An 18558-nucleotide genomic window follows, 5' to 3' on the forward strand; every position below is an offset into this window, starting at 1 on the left:
TCGAGGTCATACTTGAGAGGCAGAGGGTCGACAGCGCCTCGCACGGAAGGAGCCCGTTGACTACGCAGCGAACCCGCGGGCCGTTGTCTGACGTGGTGGCGCGGCTGTGCGCCGACCTGCGCGGCAGGGTCGGAGCGGACACCGCGAACGGGTTGCACGAGGTGGTGCTCCGGCTCGGGGAACCGTTGCAGCTTGCGGTGGTGGGCAGGATCAAGTCCGGCAAGTCCACGCTGGTCAACGCCCTGATCGGACGTAACGTGGCGCCGACCGACGTCGGCGAGTGCACGCGGGTCGTCACCCGATTCCGGTACGGCACGGTGGACCGGGTCGAGGTGGTCCTGCGCGACGGTGGCAAACGGTCGCTGCCGTTCACCTCCGACGGGGCGATCCCGGCTGATCTGGGAGTGGAGCGGGAGCGCGTCTCACACCTGGAGGCCTACCTGACCAACGAGGCGCTGCGCGATCTGACGGTGATCGACACTCCGGGGCTGGGGTCGACCGACGACTCCTCGGTCGCCCGCACCGAGGCGGTACTGGGTAGGGAGGCGGTGCCGGGCGAATCCGGAGCGGCGGAGACCGGAGCGGCGGGGACCGAAGCGGCGGAGCCGGAGGAACGCGCCGAAGCACTGGACCCGGTGTCGCGGAGCGCGGTGGCGGGCGCGGAGGCCGTGCTCTACGTCGTCACGCAGTCGGTGCGGGCCGACGACCGGCGGGCGCTGAGCTCGTTCGGCGCCGCGACCGGCAACCGCCCCGCGGGCCCGGCGAACGCGTTGGCCGTGCTGAACAAGGCGGACACGGTGGAGCCGGAGTCGGTGCGCGAGAGCGACGGCAGCGTGTGGCACGCGGCGAGTCTGCTGGCCGGCAGGCAGGCCCGGCAGCTCGGCCCGCGGGTGACCGACGTGCTCCCGGTGGTCGGGTTGCTCGCGGAGACCGCCGAGACCGGGGTGTTCACCGCTTCCGATGCCGAGGCGCTGCACCGGCTTGCCGGGCTGGACGAGACGACCAGGGAAACCCTGCTGATCTCCGCGGATCTGTTCACCGGCTGGGAGTGCGACGTGCCGACGGGCACCCGGACCCGCCTGCTGGAACTGCTCGATCTGTACGGCATCAGGTGTGCCCTGGAGGCCATAGCCGCCGACCCGGACATCACGGCGGGGGAACTGCGTCGAGTGCTGCACGAGTCCTCCGGCCTGTCCGAGGTCTCCCGCAGGTTGAACGCGGTCTTCCGCGCCCGGGCCGACGGCATCAAGGCCGCGGCGGGTCTGGCGTCGATGACGGCCGTGGCGCAGCGGAGTCGGGACCCGGCGGAACGCGGGCGGATCCAGGACGGGATCGAAGCACTGCTGGCACGGCCCGACGCGCACCAGCTGCGGCTGCTGGAGGTGTTGACGCTGGTCTCCTCGGGCGAGGTCACGCTGCCGAACGACCTGCTCGACGAGGTGCTGCGGCTGGGGGCCTCGAACAATCCGTCCGAAAGGCTGGGGATGCTCGGGGGAGCTCCGGAGCGGCTGCTCGAGTACGCGATGGAACGCGCCAACTGGTGGCGCTCGTTCGCATCGCTGGGCGCCACCCCGGCGCAGAGCCGGGTGGCCCACGTGGTGCACCGTGCCTACTTCCTGCTGTGGCAGCAACTGCGCAGCGGGACGCGCGGGTGACCGGACTCCTCGAACGTGCCGACAGTGCTCGATGGCCCGCCCCGCTCCGCCCGACCCGCGGTGTGCCCCACACCTGTCGGGTGGGGGTCCCTGTCGGGTGGGGGTCCCTGTCGGGTGGGGGTCACAGCCATGCCGGGCGGCGTCGTTACAGCCCTGCCGGAACAGCCCTGCCGGAACCGAGCGCGAGATTACTCGCGAGTGGAACCGAACACCGCGCCGCCGCGTCCAATGCGGCGGCAGCAGGGGCTTCGTATCGCGTCCCTCGGCCGAGAGACCTGGGGTTGGGCAAGCCGCAACGGAGTTCGGAAACGCTGATGGCCACTTTGAGCAACGAATCGCTCGTCGACCCGCTGGACCAGGCGCTGGCGGAGCGGGAAAAGCTGATCGAACTGTGCATGTACGCCTTCGACCGGACGCGCAGCGCGGGCGTCACCGAACGGCTGACGGAGGGAATGAGCACTGTGGGGGTAACCGCGTTACGTCCCGACGGGGAGCGGTTCGACCCGACCAGGCACGAGGCGGGAGGCACGGTCGCCACCGGTGACCACTCGCTGGACGGTGTCATCGCGGAAACCGAGGTTCTCGGGTTCTCCGACCGAGGACGGATGCTGCGGCCCCCCGTCGTGGTGGTCTACCGCTCGAACCACGAGAGTTCCACCGTGGAACCGACGTCCTCCGGTGAGTCCACCGCGTCATGAGCACGAACTCTCCGCTCTCGAACCTGCCGGGCGCCGACGCGGCGGCGGCCTCGCAACTGCCCACCCAGGTGAAGCAGACCCGGGAGAACCTGACCGCGCTGGTGCGGGAGGTCGACACCGAGGCTGCTGAGTGGATCGAGCGCATCAGGAACTCGCGCACCGCCGTTCCGGGGGTGGTGGCGGTCGGCGAGACGAACCGGGGAAAGAGTTCCCTGGTCAACGCTCTGCTGGGCAGCCATGATCTGTCCCCCGTGGATGCCGATGTGGCAACGTCCACCTATCTGTGGTTCCAGCACGGTACCGAGTGGGCCGGTTACGCGTGCTACCCCGGCGAGCAGGAACCGGTGCGGTTCGACATCGAGGAGCTGGGCTCCTGGTCCTCGGGAGCTGGCGAGCTCCCGGCCGGTGAACTGCCACCGAGATACATCAGGGTCGATGCTCCGCTGGAACCGCTGCGAGAACTCACGCTGGTGGACACACCCGGAGTTGGCGGGCTGCAGGCCGTGCACGGCGAGCTCGCCGCCGAAGCCGCCGCTTCCGCGACCGCGCTGCTGTTCGTGGCGGACGCCTCGGCTCCGTTCGGTCGCGGCGAGCTGGACTTCCTGCACAGCGTGAGCAACCGCGTGGAGACCGTGCTGTTCGTGCTGACCAAGACGGATCGGCATCGGGGTTGGCGCAGGGTGCTGGAGGAGAACCGGCAACTGCTGGCCACGCACGCCCCGCGGTTCGCCGAGGTTCCGATATATCCGGTTTCGGCGCGGATGGCCGAACTCGCCGCACGTTCCTCCGCCCCGGAGAGCGCGGCGATGCTGCGGGAACGCTCCGGTGTGGACGAGCTGCGTTCCGCGTTGCGGCAACTGGTCGCGGGCCACTCCGCGATGCTCGGCGAGGCCAACACCATGCGCGGCATGTCCACAGTGCTCAGCGAAATCGTCTCCGGCCTGGAGGGTGAGAAACGGGCGCTCACCGCAGGGGAGAGGGAAGTGGAGTCACTGCGCGCCAGACGGGAGGAGCTCGCGACGGCGCGCCGCTCCTCCACCCGGGGTTGGCAGGTCAAGCTGCGCGGGCGGATCCAGCGCACCCGCGTGGAGACCAGCCACGAGGTCACCGACCGGGTGCGCGAGGTGCAGAACTGGTTCCGACGCGAGGTCGATACTGCCGACGGGGAGAAGCTGGCGTCGCTGCCCGGGCAGGTCGACTCGGCGCTGCAGCTGGTCTCGACGCGAGTGGCCACCCTGCTGTCGGGCCGCCTGGACGAGGTGGCTCGCGACTCGCTGGCCGAACTGTTCGGCGAGGCGGAGCTGAACGTGATCCGCGCCCAGTTCGCACGCGGTAACCGCTCCCCGGTGGCGCTGCGCCCACCGGAGAGCAGGCCACCCACCGCCGAGGACAAACTGCTGGTTTTCATGGGCGTTTCCGGCGGGTTGGGAGTCGGCCGCGCCGCGGCGATGCCGCTGGCGGGGATCGGGGTGGGCGCACTCAATCCCGTGGTGCTGCCGGTGACGATCGTGCTGGGCCTCGGGGCGGGCTGGTGGATGGCCCGCACCCGCAAGCACGCTGCCGACAAGCAGCACATGAAGCAGTGGCTCGGCGACGCGATCTCGGAAGCGCGCTCGGCACTGGACCAACTGGTCTCCGAACAGCTCATCGATGCGGAGCAGCAGTTGTCGCTCGCGCTCGACGAGGCGCTGAGCAAGCGGATGGAGTCGATCGAGAGCGAACTCCGCGAGATCGACCAGGCGCTGAAGCTGGACTCGGCCGAGCGCAACCGGCAGTTGCAGCTGGTGAACCGCAGGTTGGAGGAGGCGGTTTCCGGCCGGGACAACGTGGAGCGGTTGCTGGAACGGATACGCGGGCTGCGCGACCGCTCCGGGTGAAGGATCGGGGCTGCCCGGCCGGGTTGTGTGGGTGGTCGCTTGGCGGAACCTCTGGCACGGCTCTCGCTGCGGGTGCCCCGACATCGAGTGTTACTACGCCACGTCGGGACCGTCCTCGCGAGAGCCGCACCCGAGAACCCGCGGCGGTGCCGACTGCGTGAGTGGTCGAGGTTCGGCCTGTGTAGGTGGTGGGAGTTCGGCCTGCGTTGAAGTGGCCCGGCGATTTCGCGAGAAATTGACGAACGCCCAGGCCGGACCACTTCACGCACCGGGTCCCCTCGCCCAGCCGCCCGGCGATTTCGCGAGAAATCGACGCCGCGGACACGGTGGCGCGGGGACGGCTGAGCGGCCACAGGGGACCCCACGAGCGAGACCTCTAACCACTTCCGCTTCCCACACTCCGGGAGGGGCAGCCGGCCGTGGCGGGTATTCGCTTCCGAGGCCTCGCCGGCGAGTTTCGCCGCGAGGACGACACCACCACCCGACGACACCACCACCCGACCGAACGTCCGACGTGAACGGACTCACGACACAGCGAGCTCGAAATAGGTTAGCCTAAGTTCAATGAAAATTAGGCTAACCTAATTCCGCACGGTCGCGACGCGCCGAACACGGTGGCTGACCTCGCAACGAGGTACTCGAAGCCGCGATGCGGCGCACGCCCCCAAGCCATCCGGCATCGCACACCCAGCACCGAGGAGGACGGTTCGTGAGTTTCCTCGTACCACCGGCCGAGCAGACCGCTGCGACATCGGCACAGTCCGTCGACCCCAAGTCGTACCTGCTGGACGAACACAACACCGAGCAGTACCGCGATTCGGTGACCGAAGGGGTACAGCGGGTGATCGGCGAACTCCTGGATCCGGGCCACCAGCCCACCACCGGAGTCACCCCCGAGCAGCTCGGGCCGGTCATCGGCGGAATCGACCTGGACGAACCGTTGCCGGACACCAAGAGCGCGCTCGACGAGCTGGAACGGGTCTACCTGCACGACGCCGTCTACTTCCAGCACCCGCGCTACCTGGCCCACCTCAACTGCCCGATCGTCATCCCCGCCCTGCTGGGCGAAGCCATCGGCTCGGCGATCAACTCCTCACTGGACACCTGGGACCAGAGCGCGGGCGGCACGCTCATCGAACGGCGGCTGATCGACTGGACCACTGCCCGCATCGGCTTCGGCCCGACCGCCGACGGGGTGTTCACCAGCGGAGGAACCCAGTCCAACCTGCAGGGACTCTTCATAGCCCGCGAGCAGGCGCTGCAACGGCACGCGGCGGAGAGCGGAACCGGCGGACCGGAGAGCGACCGCGCCGAACAGCTGTCGCGCCTGCGTGTCATCGCCTCGGCCGACAGCCACTTCAGCGTTGTCAAGGCGGCGAAACTGCTGGGCATGGGCGCTGCTTCGGTGCTGACCGTGCCCACCGACGAGCACCGGCGCATGCGGGCCGACGAGCTGCACGAGCTGCTGCGGAGCTGCCACGAGGCGGGACTGACCACGATGGCCGTGGTGGCCACGGCGGGCACCACCGACTTCGGCAGCATCGACCCGCTCTCCGATATCGCGGCGCTGTGCGAGCGGTTCGGGGTGTGGCTGCACGTGGACGCGGCGTACGGCTGCGGTCTACTGGTCTCCCGGGAGAGCGCCCGACTGGACGGGATCGAACGCGCCGACTCGGTGATCGTGGACTACCACAAGTCGTTCTTCCAGCCGGTGAGTTCCAGCGCGGTACTCGTGCGGGACGGCTCCGTGCTGCGGCACGCCACCTACCACGCGGACTACCTGAACCCGGAGCGCCACGTGGCCGAACGGGTTCCGAACCAGGTGGACAAGAGCATCCAGACCACCAGGCGGTTCGACGCGCTCAAACTCTGGCTGACCCTGCGGATCATGGGCCCGGACGCGCTCGGGCGACTCTTCGACGACGTGCTGGACCTGGCCGAGCGCACCTGGGAGATGCTGCGGGCCGATCCACGTTTCGAGGTGGTCAACCGTCCCGAGCTGAGCGCCCTGGTGTTCCGCTACGTGCCCGCCGCGAACGCGGACGGACAGCTCTGCGACCGGGTCAACCTGCACGCGCGCGACGCGCTGTACCGCTCGGGTGCCGCGATGGTGGCCGAGACGGTCGTCGACGGGAACACCTACCTGAAGTTCACCCTGCTCAACCCGCGCACCACGCTGCGGGACGTCGCCGAGGTGTGCGAGCTGATCGTCGAACACGGCAACCGGTACCTGACCGGGACGCCCGAGGCGGATCCCGAGCGCCGTGCGAGCTGACCGAGAACTCCGAAGGGAAAACCCCATGCCCCCCACTTACGACTTCGTAGCCGTCGGGGTCGGTCCGTTCAATCTCGGTCTGGCCTGCCTGACCGAGCCCATCGACGAGCTCGACGGGCTGTTCCTGGACGAGAAGCCGGACTTCGAATGGCACGGCGGGATGATGCTGCAGGACACCACCCTGCAGACGCCGTTCCTGGCCGACCTGGTGAGTCTGGCCGATCCGACCTCGCCGTTCTCGTTCCTGAACTACCTCAAGGAGGTCGGCAGGCTCTACTCGTTCTACATCCGGGCGGACTGGTTCCCACCCCGAGTGGAGTACAACGAGTACTGCCGCTGGGCGGCGCGCAACCTCGACAGCGTCCGGTTCGGCCACCGGGTCGAGCGCATCGAGCACGACCCGACCGAGGACGTCTACCTGGTGCACGCCACCGAGGTCGCCACCGGGCGGACGGAGACGCACCGGGCGCGCAGGCTGGTGCTGGGCACCGGCACCCCGCCCCACGTCCCCGAACCGTGCCGCGACCTGGGCGGCGACGTGATTCACGCGTCGCGGTACCTGCACAACCGGGACTCGCTGGTGCGCAAACCCAGCATCACGATCGTCGGCAGTGGACAGAGCGCCGCGGAGATATACCGGGATCTGCTCGGTGAGATCGACGAGCACGGCTACACCCTCAACTGGGTGACCCGCTCGGCCAGGTTCTTCCCGCTGGAGTACACCAAGCTGACCCTGGAGATGACCTCGCCGGAGTACGTCGACTACTTCCACTCGCTGCCGGACAGGACCCGGCAGTCGCTGCTCGCGCAGCAGCACGGCCTCTACAAGGGCATCAGCGCTGAACTGGTCGACGAGATCTTCGACCTGCTCTACCTGAAGCGGGTGGCCGGGCCCTGCCCGACCAGACTGCTGACCAACACCGAGGTGACCTCGGCCGAACACCACCCGGCGGACGGCGGCTACACGCTGGGACTGCGGCAGTGGGAACAGCAGGAGGACTTCAGCCTGCACACCGACGGGCTCGTGCTCGCCACCGGCTACCGGTACCGCACGCCGGAGTTCCTGCAACCGATCACGCACCGGATCAGCTGGGACGAGTCGGGCAGGTTCGACGTCGGCCGCGGCTACGGCGTGGACCCGACCGGCGAGGAGATCTACGTGCAGAACGCCGAGCTGCACACGCACGGCTTCGTCACCCCCGACCTCGGGATGGCCGCGTACCGGAACTCGCGCATCATCCAGGGGATGCTCGGCGAGGAGTACTACCCGGTCGAACGTTCGATCGCCTTCCAGGACTTCGGCGCTCCCGGCGACCTCGGACCTGCCCGGAGCGAACCGGCAGGAGAGGAGTCGGCGGCATGACCGAGATCGTGTTCGAGCGCACGGACGAACGGCTGGGCGAGTTCGCCGTGCGCCCCGTGTCGGCCGACGAGGATACCCAGCTGCTGCACGGCTGGCTCACCCACCCGAAGTCGGCCTTCTGGCTGATGCTCGACGCCGAACCGGCCGACGTGCGGCGGCAGTTCCGCACCATCGAGGCGACGCCGGGCAACGACGCGTTCGTCGGCCTGCACAACGGGATTCCCGCCTTCCTGATCGAGCGGTACGACCCGGCCCGTTCGGAACTGGCGGAGCTGTATCCCGTTCGGCCGGGCGACGTGGGGATGCACTTCCTGGCCGCGCCCACCGGTATGCCGGTGCACGGCTTCACCCGCGCCGTGCTCACCACGGTGATGGACATGCTGTTCACCGACCCCGCGACCGAGCGGGTGGTCGTGGAACCCGACGTGAACAACACCTCGGTGCACGCGCTGAACGCGGAGGTCGGTTTCGGAGTGGTCGACACCGTCTCGCTGCCCGAGAAGAGAGCGCTGCTCAGCATCTGCACCCGCGCCGACTACCTGGCGAGCAGGACCGCGGGTTCGACCGAGGGGGAGGTATCACGGTGAGTTCCGGCAACCCCGGCACGCACGAGCCCGCGGGCCATCTGACTCCGGAGCACTGGCGGCTGGTGAACCGCCGCCTGGTGCGCAAGGCGCTGGCCGAACTCTCGCACGAACGGCTGCTGACCCCCACCCCGGTCGGGGAAGGACGCTACGTGCTCGGCAGCGACGACGGCAGGGTGCGCTACCACTTCCGGGCCAGGATCGGGAGCCTGCGGCACTGGTCGATCGACACCGACAGCATCACCCGGCACCGCGACGGCGCGGAGCTGCCGCTCGACGCGCTGGAGCTCTTCCTGGAGCTGCGCGACACGCTGGGGCTGCACGAGGGGCTGCTGCCGGTGTATCTGGAGGAGATCAGCAGCACGCTGGAGAGCGACGCGTTCAAACTCGCCAAGCCCCGGGTGAGCTCAGGAGAGCTGCTGGACGCCGGGTTCCAGGCGATCGAGTCGGGCATGACCGAGGGGCATCCGTGCTTCCTGGCCAACAGCGGCCGGATCGGGTTCGACCTCGCCGAGTCCGCGAAGTACGCGCCGGAGGCGGGGGTGCCGCTCAAGCTGGTGTGGCTGGCCGCGCACCGCGACCGGGTCGGCTTCAGCGCCTCGGCGGGGCTGGACTACGAGGAGCTCGTGCGGTCCGAACTGGACCGATCGACCCGGGAGCGGTTCGAGAAGCGGATCCGCGAGTTCGGGCTGGATCCCGCCGATTACCTGTTCGTGCCGGTGCACCCCTGGCAGTGGGACAACAAGCTGCCGGTGACCTTCGCGGCGGAGTTCGCCACCCGCAACCTGATCCACCTCGGCGACGGCGACGACGATCACCTGCCGCAGCAGTCCATCCGCACGTTCTTCAACGCCGACTCGCCGGAGCGGAACTACGTCAAGACGGCGATCTCGGTGCTGAACATGGGCTTCCTGCGGGGGCTCTCGCCCGAGTACATGCGCGCCACCCCGGCCATCAACGACTGGGTGGGCGAGCTGGTCGCCGGTGACGAGCTGCTGCGCGAGTCCGGCTTCGACATCCTGCGGGAACGCGCGGCGGTGGGATACCACAACGAGTACTACACGGCCGCCGCGAAGGACTCGCCGTACCGCAAGATGCTGGCCGCGCTCTGGCGGGAGAGCCCGGTTCCGAAGCTGCGGGAGGGGCAGCGGCTGGCCACCATGGCCGCGTTGCTGCACGTGGACGAGTCCGGCGAGCCCCTGGTCGGCACGCTGATCAACCGTTCGGGGCTGGCACCGGCCGACTGGCTGCGGCGCTACCTGGACGCCTACCTGCGCCCGCTGCTGCACTGCTTCTACGCCTACGGCGTGGTGTTCATGCCGCACGGCGAGAACATCATCCTGGTGCTGGAGGACGGGGTGCCGAAGCGGGCACTGCTCAAGGACATCGGCGAGGAGGTCGCCGTGATCGAGCCGGAGACCGAACTCCCGGCCGAGATCGAGCGGATCCGCTCCGAGGTGCCGGAGCACCTGCGGGCGCTCTCGCTGTTCACCGACATCTTCGACTGCTTCTTCCGCTTCCTGTGCTCGATCACGCACGAGCACGGGCTGCTGGACGAGCGGGAGTTCTGGCGGACGGTGGCCGAGTGCGTGGCCGATTACGAGGCAGCCGCGCCGGAGCTGCGGGACCGGTTCCGCAAGTACGACCTGTTCGCCGAGCGTTACGAGCTGTCCTGCCTCAACCGGCTGCAGCTGGGCGACAACCAGCAGATGGTGAACCTGCAGGACCCGGCGAGCGCGCTGCAGATCGCGGGAACGCTGGACAACCCCATCGCGCCCCACGCGCCCGATCGGGACTGAGGAGCCATGGCGGAGCTCGCGTCGGTGGTCGGTTAGCCGCCCGCGTGATTAGCAACTCAAGGTCGTGGGGCGCGTGGCGTGGTTGCACGCGATGTGTCCCGCGATCTCGCGAAACTCCCGATACACGCCCCACCGGTACGGTTTTCGATGCTCAGCGAAAAATCCCCACCGGAAAAACACTTGGAATGAACGAACAAGAGCCCCAAGCAACAGGATCACTTCACGTCGAGTGGTCCTGGGACAAACGAGCCAACGCCGCGGTTTTCAAGTTCGACGGGAAACTTTCGGGCAACCCTCCCGAGACGCTGGAGGTGCGCGGCAAAAACGATGAAACGGTCGCGCTTCTCGATTTCTCGGACGACGGCGAACTGTTGAACCTGGAACTGCTGGACGCGGAAAAGCACATGCCGCGTTCATGTCGGGATTGAGATCCGGTCCTGCTCGGTAACGACTCGTCGAGCATGTGCGCAGCGTCGAGCGGGATCGAGTCGTGGCGGACACGCGGCGACCCCGGCCTGTTCCGAAGCCGGGGTCGTCCGTGATCATCCGAAGGAGTACCGCGACCGGCCGGAGGGCGGGTCCACCGGTCCGTTGTCGACTCAGTTGTCGACCGGGAAGCGCAGCAGCGCTCCGACGCCCTCGGCCAGACCGGTGCCGGACTCCACCAGATCAGCGCGGGCGCTGGTCTCGGCACACGTCTTGAGCAGGAACGCCTCGCGCTCGGTTCCGGTGCCGTACTCCAGCAGCAGGGTGTCCACCGCGCCCATCTCGGCGGCGCGGGCCACCGGGTGGTCACCGTGCACGGCCTGTCCGTGCGCCAGTCCCGCGTTGAGCTGTTCGGCGCGTTCCTGCGCGTTGCGGGAGCTCTCCTTCTCGGCGATCTCGCGCAGCTGTTCGTTCAGTGCCTGTTCCGCGGCCTCGTCCTGGTTACCACCGCGGTCGGCGTCCACGTGCAGCTCGGCCAGCCGCTCGGGCAGCTTCTCGCGGACCATGCTGCGGGCCTGCGTCTCACCGGCCAGCACCAGCAGCCGCGGCCGGAACTCGGCCTCGATGGTGCGCAGCCGCTCGACGATGTCCTCGACGTTGTGCTCGACGGCCTGCTCGGCCCGGCGCTGCAACTGCTTGTGCGCCAGGGCCGCGCCGCGCGGTTTGTGCGTGTCGGTCTCGGCACCGCCCTCGACGGTCTCACTGCCCAGCTCCCGGGGATGGTGCTGCTGGGCCAGGACCTCCTGCCGGACCACCGCACCCTGCTCGTCGGCGATGACCACCAGCATGCGCACCGAGCGGCACTCCTCGCGCACGTAGGCGCCCAGTTCCGGCAGCCGCGTCCAGTACTGCGCGTCACCGGCTCCCAGGGCGGCGTCCCACGGCTCGGCGAGCAGCACTCCCTCGTTCTCGGTGGCCACCAGCACCCGCCCGTTGGCCTGTTCCTCGCCGTACTCGGCGTCGAGGACGTACGCTTCGAGCGCGTCCAGCACCTCGTCACCGGCGCCGGCGCCCGCCAATCCTTCTCGCAGGCCACGCCACCGCAGTCGCAGCTGATCGGCCGACTCCTCGCTCGGGGAGCGTCCCTCCAGGTACACCGTGGCGAACGGTCCCTCGCTCTCGTAGACCGACCGCAGCCGCGTCAAGTCCATCATCGTTCCCCTCTCTCAGCTCCAAGGACCGTTCTTCCGGACCGACGTCGAACGCTCACGAGAAGTGCTCACACGTCGATCACAGTCACTGGCATGTGCATGCCCCGCACACAGCGCGGCAAACCCACAGAGTGCCATAGAGTGACTCAGATCACGTTTATTGACCACGGCGGCGTGGGCACTGCGATGAGAGCCGCCCCGGGGAGACCACTCCGGTTTCGGGGACGGGAGGCGGAAACGATCCGAAGAGGGAGTTCGATGGCAGAGATCTGGCAGAGCGAGCCCATGCGCGACTTCGCCGAGCAGGTACGGCAGAGCGCGGGCATGTCCTCGGCGGACGAGGCGTCCCGCGTCGCTCGCGCCACCCTGACCACGCTGGCCGAGGCCGTCAGCGCCGGACAGGTCGACGAACTCGCCGAGGGGCTGCCCGAGGAGCTGCGGAACGAACTCTCGCAGCGCAGCGGGCAGGCGCGTTCGCTGAACAAGCTTGAGTTCCTGGACCGCGTCAGCGGCGAGATCGCCACCACCGACCTGGAGACGACCGAGGACCAGGTCAGGGCGGTGCTGAGCACGCTGCGCCAGTGGGCTCCCGCCGGCGAGACCTCCGACACCGTGGAGCAGCTGCCGGGCTCCATCGCCGGGCTCTTCCAGTAGCGTCCCGCGAGCCCCCCCGGAGTTCCCGGGGTTCCCGGAGCTCCTCGGCGAATCTCGGGGGTTCCCAGTGATCGCACTCGGCAGCCAGTGACCGCACCCGGTGCCCGAGCGAAGCCGGACCAGCACCGCCGCGCGGCGATTTCGCGAGAAATTTACGCCGGTTCGGCGGCGGTGCCGTCGGCGTCGTTCGTACATTTCGCGAGAAATTGACGCGGATTCGGTGTCGGGTGATGCCGCGCACCACGAAGAAGCTCAGGCGAAAACCGTGGGGTCGCCGGTAAGGAACTCCGCTCACCCTGCCGCACTTTCAGGCGGTGTCGTCATCGTCGGGCAGCCATTCGACCGTTTCGAATATCCCCCGGGCCAGGTCGGCGATGTCGGTCCAGTCCTCGGTGTTGTTGCTCGTGACCGAAACCCCCAGGATGTCCGACACGGCAGGACTGGGAATCCACGCCGTGATCGCGTGATTGGTCAGCTCGACGGCTTCCTCGCCCACTTCGACGGTGCTTGGGGTGGCGGCACGGGTCACGACGGATTCACCTGCGGGAAGCTCGACCACTTCGACCTCCGTGCCCGACTGATTGCCGTAGTACTGCTCCAGCGCGGCGACGGCGGTGTGCCGTGTGGTTCGTTCCGAGCCGAATACGAAGCAGCTGACCACGACCATCAACGGTCGTTGCGCTTCCTGGGCCGATCGGAAGACGGCGGCGGCGTTGTAGTGCGCCCCGCCCGCCTCTGCGGAGGCGCCGAGCGTCATCAGCATCGCCGCGACACCGGCCAGCCCCTGATCGATCTCGGTGTCCTCGGGGAGCCCGAACCGGACCGCCACGGCCGATGCCAGCGCGTGCAGCTTCTCCTCGGTCGGCTCCCCGTCGGGAAGTTCGATGAAGCCCTCGGGCAGCACGAGCGAGTAGCGGGGTACTTCCTGAGCGGTATCGGTGGTGTCGTCGGTGATGTCGGTCATCGTGGTTCGTTGTTCCAGGTGGCGTTGACGAAGCGGGTAATGAGCTTGCGTTCCTCGATGGTGGGGCAGAAGTACGCCCGGCAACCGTCCGGCCAGGCGACCTCGATGCTCTGCTGCGAGGCGTGGTGGAACCGGACCGAGGAGGACTCGTCGCTCTGCCACACCACACGCGGCGGCTTGTCCGGCTTGTTCAGCACCACCACCGCGACCCGCGAGCGGGAAACCACCAGCCACAACCGGCGCTGCGTGCGTTTCACCGTGTCGATCAACGAGGTCGGGCCGGGATTGCTCTTCGAACCGGAGACGGAGATGACGCCGGGCGCCGGTTTGACGTGGTGATAGGACTCCTTGACCAGGCCGAAGGCCTCGAACCATTCCCTGATCCAGGCATAGGCAACCAGCAGCGGGAAAAAGACTACAAAACCAATCTTGAACCCAATAGACCTGGTCCCAATCTCCTCCCGCCCATTGAAATCACTGAGCTCAAATTTTTCCCAACGGAAGTAGATTACCTCGCAAGACTCAGACCAAGCATCGACATACCGACCCTTAACAACATCGCGCTCGTGCTCATCCACTGGACAAACCACCCCAATTTTGTTGCTATTTTTATTTTTCGTTCAATTTTGACTCAACATAGGATTCAGCCTGCCCCGAAGCATAGTCCTTGCCTTCAGCTATAGCAACCTTTTTGACCGACTCCACCCCAGAGCCAATAGCAACCCCCGCATTAGAAAATGGATCAATCGAAGATTTCGTCACCGTGTTAATCAAATCGACAGATTTCGCATGAGTGTAAATCGCGGCGTTTTCGATGGCTTCCTTGGGATTAGCCCTCAGCTCTGCTTTGGTGATCGGAGAGATATCCGTCTTCCCGGTAGCCTGCTTCAGAATGTCCGATTTTGAAGTAATTCCATCGACACTCAAAGCTTTCTTACCGAGACCGCTCGCCTTGCTCGGTATTTTGGATGCCGCCGCGACCTTCCCTGCCTGTGAAGCCGCGTTCTTCGCACCGGCGACGAGGCGTCCGCCGGGAATAACTCCGATGGCGTCCATACCGATCTTTCCCCAGGAGACATCGGCACCACCGGCCTTGGCCAGCGCGTTGGTTCCCAGCGCGGCGGCGCTGACGGTTATGGCGGCGGCCGAGGTGACCGCGTTGACTCCCGGGATCCAGGAGGTCGCGATCGCGACGACACCGAGCACGGTGCTCACGGTGCTGAGCACGTCGCCGATCTGTTTCAGGAGTTCGGCGTGGTCCTCGACCCACTGCCAGGCCCGGTCCGCCACCTCGCTGATGCTCTCGCCGAGTTCTTCGAGCGCGTCGCCGAGACGTTCCAGCAGGCCGGGTTTCTCCGGAGCCTCGTCGGTGGCGCGGCGTAACGCGTTCTCCACCTGCTTGGCCAGCTCTTCGTGCTGGGCGAGCAGACGCTTGGCCTGGTCCAGGATCGCTTGCAGCTCGTTGTCGGCTTCACGCAACGTCGCCTGCGCGGCGTCCAGTCGGCGCTGCGCCTGCTGCAGGGATTCCTGGTCCGGGAACCGCTGGTTGGCCAGGTTCAGATCCGGATTCGACTCCGCCTCGCGGAGACGTTTTCGCGCGGCGGCGGCCTTGGCCTCGTAGTCCCGTGCTCGTTGCTGGAACGAGCTCAGGTCGTGCGACCACTGCGTGAGCGTCCGTGAGGCGTCACCGAGCGAACGGTGCGCCTGCTGCAGGTACTTGGGTAATTCGCCCACGGTGTCCTGGAACGCTTCAGCGGCCTTGCCCTGCCACAGCCCTTCCTGGCCGCTGATCTTCGACAGCGCCTCGTGGGCACTTCCCATCCTGGTGGCCACGTTCCCGAGGTCGGTGGCCACCGACTCGACCGTGGCGACGGTTCCGGGGGCGGGATCGAAGCCCAGTGCCGGGTACTCGGAGTTTCCACTCATCGTCGTCCTTGTAAGCACTCGTCCGGGTTGTCGATCATTCGATCCACCGGCTCGATATGTCCACTGTGTTCTCCGCAGGCGTCACTGTCCCGCCATGCGTTGCTCGATGGCGGACATCTCACCCTGCGATTCCTGCGTTCCCTGTCCTCCGGAGCCGTCGGGCGAGGACTGCTGCGAGACAGCGGAGGCGAGCAGTGAAACGACCTCCTGTTCGAGCTTGGCGTAGGTCTCGCGTGCCGACCCCAACGCGTCGCTGGTGGCCTTCGCCCCCTCGGCGATCTTCTCGATACCGTGCGACCAGCGTTCCCGGAACCCCTCGCTGGCATCGTCGATGCCGGGGCTGCCCAGGTCGCGACCTCTGGCATCGCTGAGCGCCCTGTTCGCCGCTGTGATGTCGTCGGCGGCGTGGTCCAGATCGCTTATCAGCCTCGTCAGTTTCTCGATGTCGACGCGATAACCGTCACCCACGAAGTCCTCCCCGAACGAACGATCGTCGCTTCGGCAACGTAGCAATCCCGTAAGCCGCTCGGGGGCGAAACGAGACATCCGGTGCCCCTCAGCACCAAGCGGAGGAATCCACGCAACGATGCGGCACCACCGATTGTGGGTTTCACGGGGAACCGAAACGGGGGTGCGGGAGTTCGGAGCGTTCTGGTGGGTCCCCGCCCGGCCGGGTGGGAGTGGGGAGGGAGGCCCGGCCGGGCGGGGTTTTCGGTGGTGGCGGTTTGTACATTTCGTGGGAAATCGTCGCCGCAGTGTGGGGCGTGCGCGGCGATTTCGTGGGAAATTGACGCCCCGCCACCGGGGCCCGGGGTGTCTCGGCGGTTGTCGGGGGTTGGCCGAGTGCACGGTTCCGGGCCGGTCTGGGCTGGAGAGATGGATCGTGGGGGCGGACGCTGGCGAGTAGTTGGTGGCTAGAGGCGATGGAGCCCGTTGAGGACGCGGCGCATGAGTGCCAGCTCGGGATGCTCTGTCCCGCTGGGATCGGTGGCGGGTTCAGGTGCCGTGGTGCTGGTCGTCACGGTGGGAAGCGGTGCTGCTGGTTGCGCCGGAATCGGTTTCGGGAGCACCGGGGCCGGTGGGTCGAGGTGGAACAGGTGCGGATGCTCGTCGGGGTCGCACAACGGCCAGCCGATCAGCTCGGTGGTGGGGCGTTCGTCGCGGACATGGTGCTCCAGCCGCAGTGCGGCCAGCCGTCTGGCGGCCGGGCCGCTGCCGCCCGCGTGGCGGGGCCGGTAACTCGCCCGGTTGCCCCAGCCGCCCAGCACGATCGCCGTGGCGGCCAGCACGATGGCGGTGGTCAGCAGCATCGCCGGATGGGTGCTCACTCCCCATCACCCCGCCTGCGGAACTCGTCCGGGTCGATCGAACTCGATTCCGGCGGATGGCCGCCGCCGAAGGCCAGTCCGGCGGCGTAGTCACGCAGCTCGTCGGAGAGCCGCTGCAATATTCCGGCGAGTTCGGCGCACTGCCTGGGGGTGGCCTGCCGCGCCGGGATGTCATACGAGGCCTGTTCCAGCTTCCACTGCTCGTGGGCCAGCCACATGCCCAACCTGCCCGCATAACTGGTCACCACGACTCACCCCCAGTCTGAACAGCCGAGGTGAGCACATCCCGCAGGTGGGCAGCCTGATCCACCGTCCACACCGTCCGGTGGAACACCGTCGGCGTCTCGATCCGAATCACCTCCGGCGACCACCGCGAGATCCACACCAACAACGACGACGACCACCCCGACTCGTTGCCACACCACACCCGCACACCCGGATGACGGACCTCGTAATTACCTGGCATCAATGACCTCCTCGCAATGCTGTATCGCTGTATCGCAATCCAGAGTGGTGGATTGAGTTACGTTGGTGCAATAGCGCGATCGAGTGATGATCTTCGAGGCCGATATCATCTACGGTTGGTTTATGAACCGATCCAAACCTGGCAGTCCCAAAGCACGCTCGCTGGCGGCTGAACTGCGTAAACTTCGCCAAGATGCCGATGTCGGCGTGCGCGAACTGGCTCGCAGGATCGGAACATCACACGGTTGGGTAACCAGGACCGAATCGGGCAGCCGCTCGATCAGCGTTGCGGACGTGACCAGCATCCTGGCTGCCTTGGAGATCTCCAGCGAGGACCGTGAACGTCTGGTCGACATGGCCAGGGAAGCGGATCAGCCGGACTGGCTGCGTCCCGGCATTCCCGGAGTCCGGGAAGAGCTGGTGACGCTGATCGAGTACGAGCGCACGGCTACCCATTTCGTCGAAGCCGCCCCACTGTTGATCCCCGGCATCCTGCAGACCGCCGACTACGCCCGGGCGATCATGTCCGGTCTTCCGGCAGGTGAACGTGAGGCCAAAGTGGGGATGCGAGCCGCCAGGCGCGATGTACTCACCAAGGTGCAGGCTCCGGTCTTCGAGGCGTTCATCCTGGAGCACGTCCTGCGTGATTCGGTATGCGATGCGTCAGCGCACGCCGATCAGCTGCGGCACCTGCTCAAGATGGCCGAGCTGCCGAACGTCTCGATTCGGGCGCTTCCCAAAAACTTGGGATGGACACACCTGCACAGCGGCCACTTCATCCACTTCGAGTTCGGCGACGCGGCACCGATCGTGCATTTGGAGACGCTCGGTTCCGGTGTATTCCTTTCCTCACCCGGAGCTATCTCCAATTACACGGATGCCATGGGTAGCCTCCGACAGGCAGCGATGACCGAACAGGAGACAGCTGAGTTCATCACTTCCATCATGGAGCGACTGGAGGAGAGCACATGACGGCATCCCCCGAAGGCTGGCGCAAAGCCAGCTACTCGTCCCGCGAAACCGCTTGCGTCGAAATCGGCCGCACCCACGACGGCGCCGCCGTCCGCGACACCAAGGACCGCGCCGCCGGGTACTTCACCACCACCGAGCAGCAGTGGGCCACGTTCATCAACGCGGTGAAGAACAACCACTTCGACTGAACCCCAGCGAACAAACACAGCGCCTCCGGAACAGCACTCCGGAGGCGCTTTTGCTGTCTCAGACCCCGCGTGCGCGGGGTCTACCTGGACTGGCAGACGCGAGGGGGTGGCTGATGGGGTCCATCCCCGCGTGCGCGGGGCCTACACTCACTGCGCTGGGATTCTAGCGCGGC

At 67.2% G+C, this 18558-nt stretch carries 19 protein-coding genes; 11 read left to right on the plus strand and 8 right to left on the minus strand.

Features of this window, described 5'->3' with window-relative positions:
• Positions 1 to 56 precede the first annotated feature (56 nt).
• The 8 genes from BLR41_RS04520 to BLR41_RS04555 all read left to right on the plus strand — a co-directional run bounded on the left by BLR41_RS04520 (position 57) and on the right by BLR41_RS04555 (position 10679).
• Complete coding sequence (locus BLR41_RS04520) at positions 57 to 1655, plus strand: dynamin family protein (RefSeq protein WP_218119895.1); 1599 nt, start codon at positions 57 to 59, stop codon at positions 1653 to 1655.
• Positions 1656 to 1762: 107 nt separating this feature from the next.
• Entirely contained in the window at positions 1763 to 2353 is a 591-nt protein-coding gene (grpE, locus tag BLR41_RS23945; RefSeq protein WP_425426878.1) for a nucleotide exchange factor GrpE, read from the plus strand.
• Positions 2350 to 4230, plus strand: coding sequence for a dynamin family protein (locus BLR41_RS04530; protein ID WP_092626654.1), 1881 nt, complete (start codon positions 2350 to 2352; stop codon positions 4228 to 4230). Before grpE ends, BLR41_RS04530 begins: the two co-directional genes overlap by 4 nt.
• Before the next feature lie 709 nt (positions 4231 to 4939).
• On the plus strand, positions 4940 to 6505 hold the full coding sequence (locus tag BLR41_RS04535; protein ID WP_281240926.1) for a pyridoxal phosphate-dependent decarboxylase family protein: 1566 nt from the start codon (positions 4940 to 4942) through the stop codon (positions 6503 to 6505).
• Between the two features lie 25 nt (positions 6506 to 6530).
• On the plus strand, positions 6531 to 7868 hold the full coding sequence (locus BLR41_RS04540; protein WP_092626657.1) for a lysine N(6)-hydroxylase/L-ornithine N(5)-oxygenase family protein: 1338 nt from the start codon (positions 6531 to 6533) through the stop codon (positions 7866 to 7868).
• A complete protein-coding gene (locus BLR41_RS04545) occupies positions 7865 to 8455 on the plus strand; it encodes a GNAT family N-acetyltransferase (RefSeq protein ID WP_092626658.1) in 591 nt (196 codons plus the stop codon). The genes BLR41_RS04540 and BLR41_RS04545 overlap by 4 nt, the downstream gene beginning before the upstream one ends.
• Positions 8452 to 10251: an IucA/IucC family protein gene (locus tag BLR41_RS04550; protein ID WP_092626660.1), complete on the plus strand. Its 1800-nt coding sequence runs from the start codon at positions 8452 to 8454 to the stop codon at positions 10249 to 10251. The genes BLR41_RS04545 and BLR41_RS04550 overlap by 4 nt, the downstream gene beginning before the upstream one ends.
• A gap of 185 nt (positions 10252 to 10436) precedes the next feature.
• Positions 10437 to 10679 (plus strand): DUF2283 domain-containing protein, encoded by a 243-nt coding sequence (locus tag BLR41_RS04555; protein WP_092626661.1) that lies wholly within the window; start codon positions 10437 to 10439, stop codon positions 10677 to 10679.
• A gap of 171 nt (positions 10680 to 10850) precedes the next feature.
• Here the strand turns inward: BLR41_RS04555 and BLR41_RS04560 are convergent, their stop codons facing one another.
• Positions 10851 to 11888, minus strand: coding sequence for a baeRF2 domain-containing protein (locus tag BLR41_RS04560; RefSeq protein WP_092626839.1), 1038 nt, complete (start codon positions 11886 to 11888; stop codon positions 10851 to 10853).
• Between the two features lie 258 nt (positions 11889 to 12146).
• Here BLR41_RS04560 and BLR41_RS04565 point away from each other — a divergent pair, with 258 nt between their 5' ends.
• Entirely contained in the window at positions 12147 to 12542 is a 396-nt protein-coding gene (locus BLR41_RS04565) for a DUF2267 domain-containing protein (RefSeq protein ID WP_176797809.1), read from the plus strand.
• A 307-nt stretch (positions 12543 to 12849) separates the two neighbouring features.
• Here the strand turns inward: BLR41_RS04565 and BLR41_RS04570 are convergent, their stop codons facing one another.
• From BLR41_RS04570 to BLR41_RS04600, 7 genes are all read right to left on the minus strand, one after another.
• Positions 12850 to 13506, minus strand: a complete 657-nt coding sequence (locus tag BLR41_RS04570; RefSeq protein WP_092626664.1) for a hypothetical protein — start codon at positions 13504 to 13506, stop codon at positions 12850 to 12852.
• A complete protein-coding gene (locus BLR41_RS22365) occupies positions 13503 to 14084 on the minus strand; it encodes a hypothetical protein (protein WP_143012992.1) in 582 nt (193 codons plus the stop codon). The genes BLR41_RS04570 and BLR41_RS22365 overlap by 4 nt, the downstream gene beginning before the upstream one ends.
• 31 nt (positions 14085 to 14115) lie before the next feature.
• Positions 14116 to 15432: a WXG100 family type VII secretion target gene (locus tag BLR41_RS04580; RefSeq protein ID WP_092626668.1), complete on the minus strand. Its 1317-nt coding sequence runs from the start codon at positions 15430 to 15432 to the stop codon at positions 14116 to 14118.
• Positions 15433 to 15513: 81 nt separating this feature from the next.
• Positions 15514 to 15900: a hypothetical protein gene (locus BLR41_RS04585; protein ID WP_143012993.1), complete on the minus strand. Its 387-nt coding sequence runs from the start codon at positions 15898 to 15900 to the stop codon at positions 15514 to 15516.
• Between the two features lie 446 nt (positions 15901 to 16346).
• A complete protein-coding gene (locus tag BLR41_RS04590) occupies positions 16347 to 16760 on the minus strand; it encodes a hypothetical protein (protein ID WP_092626671.1) in 414 nt (137 codons plus the stop codon).
• Complete coding sequence (locus BLR41_RS04595; RefSeq protein WP_092626002.1) at positions 16757 to 17005, minus strand: hypothetical protein; 249 nt, start codon at positions 17003 to 17005, stop codon at positions 16757 to 16759. The genes BLR41_RS04590 and BLR41_RS04595 overlap by 4 nt, the downstream gene beginning before the upstream one ends.
• Positions 17002 to 17226, minus strand: a complete 225-nt coding sequence (locus BLR41_RS04600) for a hypothetical protein (protein WP_245693857.1) — start codon at positions 17224 to 17226, stop codon at positions 17002 to 17004. Before BLR41_RS04600 ends, BLR41_RS04595 begins: the two co-directional genes overlap by 4 nt.
• Positions 17227 to 17312: 86 nt before the next feature.
• On the opposite strand from BLR41_RS04600, the gene BLR41_RS04605 reads away from it, so the two are divergent.
• Positions 17313 to 18197: a helix-turn-helix domain-containing protein gene (locus tag BLR41_RS04605; RefSeq protein WP_245693859.1), complete on the plus strand. Its 885-nt coding sequence runs from the start codon at positions 17313 to 17315 to the stop codon at positions 18195 to 18197.
• Complete coding sequence (locus tag BLR41_RS04610) at positions 18194 to 18385, plus strand: DUF397 domain-containing protein (protein ID WP_092626673.1); 192 nt, start codon at positions 18194 to 18196, stop codon at positions 18383 to 18385. The genes BLR41_RS04605 and BLR41_RS04610 overlap by 4 nt, the downstream gene beginning before the upstream one ends.
• Positions 18386 to 18558 lie beyond the last annotated feature (173 nt).

It is taken from the genome of Actinopolyspora mzabensis (genome assembly GCF_900101095.1).
Taxonomy (GTDB): Bacteria; Actinomycetota; Actinomycetes; order Mycobacteriales; family Pseudonocardiaceae; genus Actinopolyspora; species Actinopolyspora mzabensis.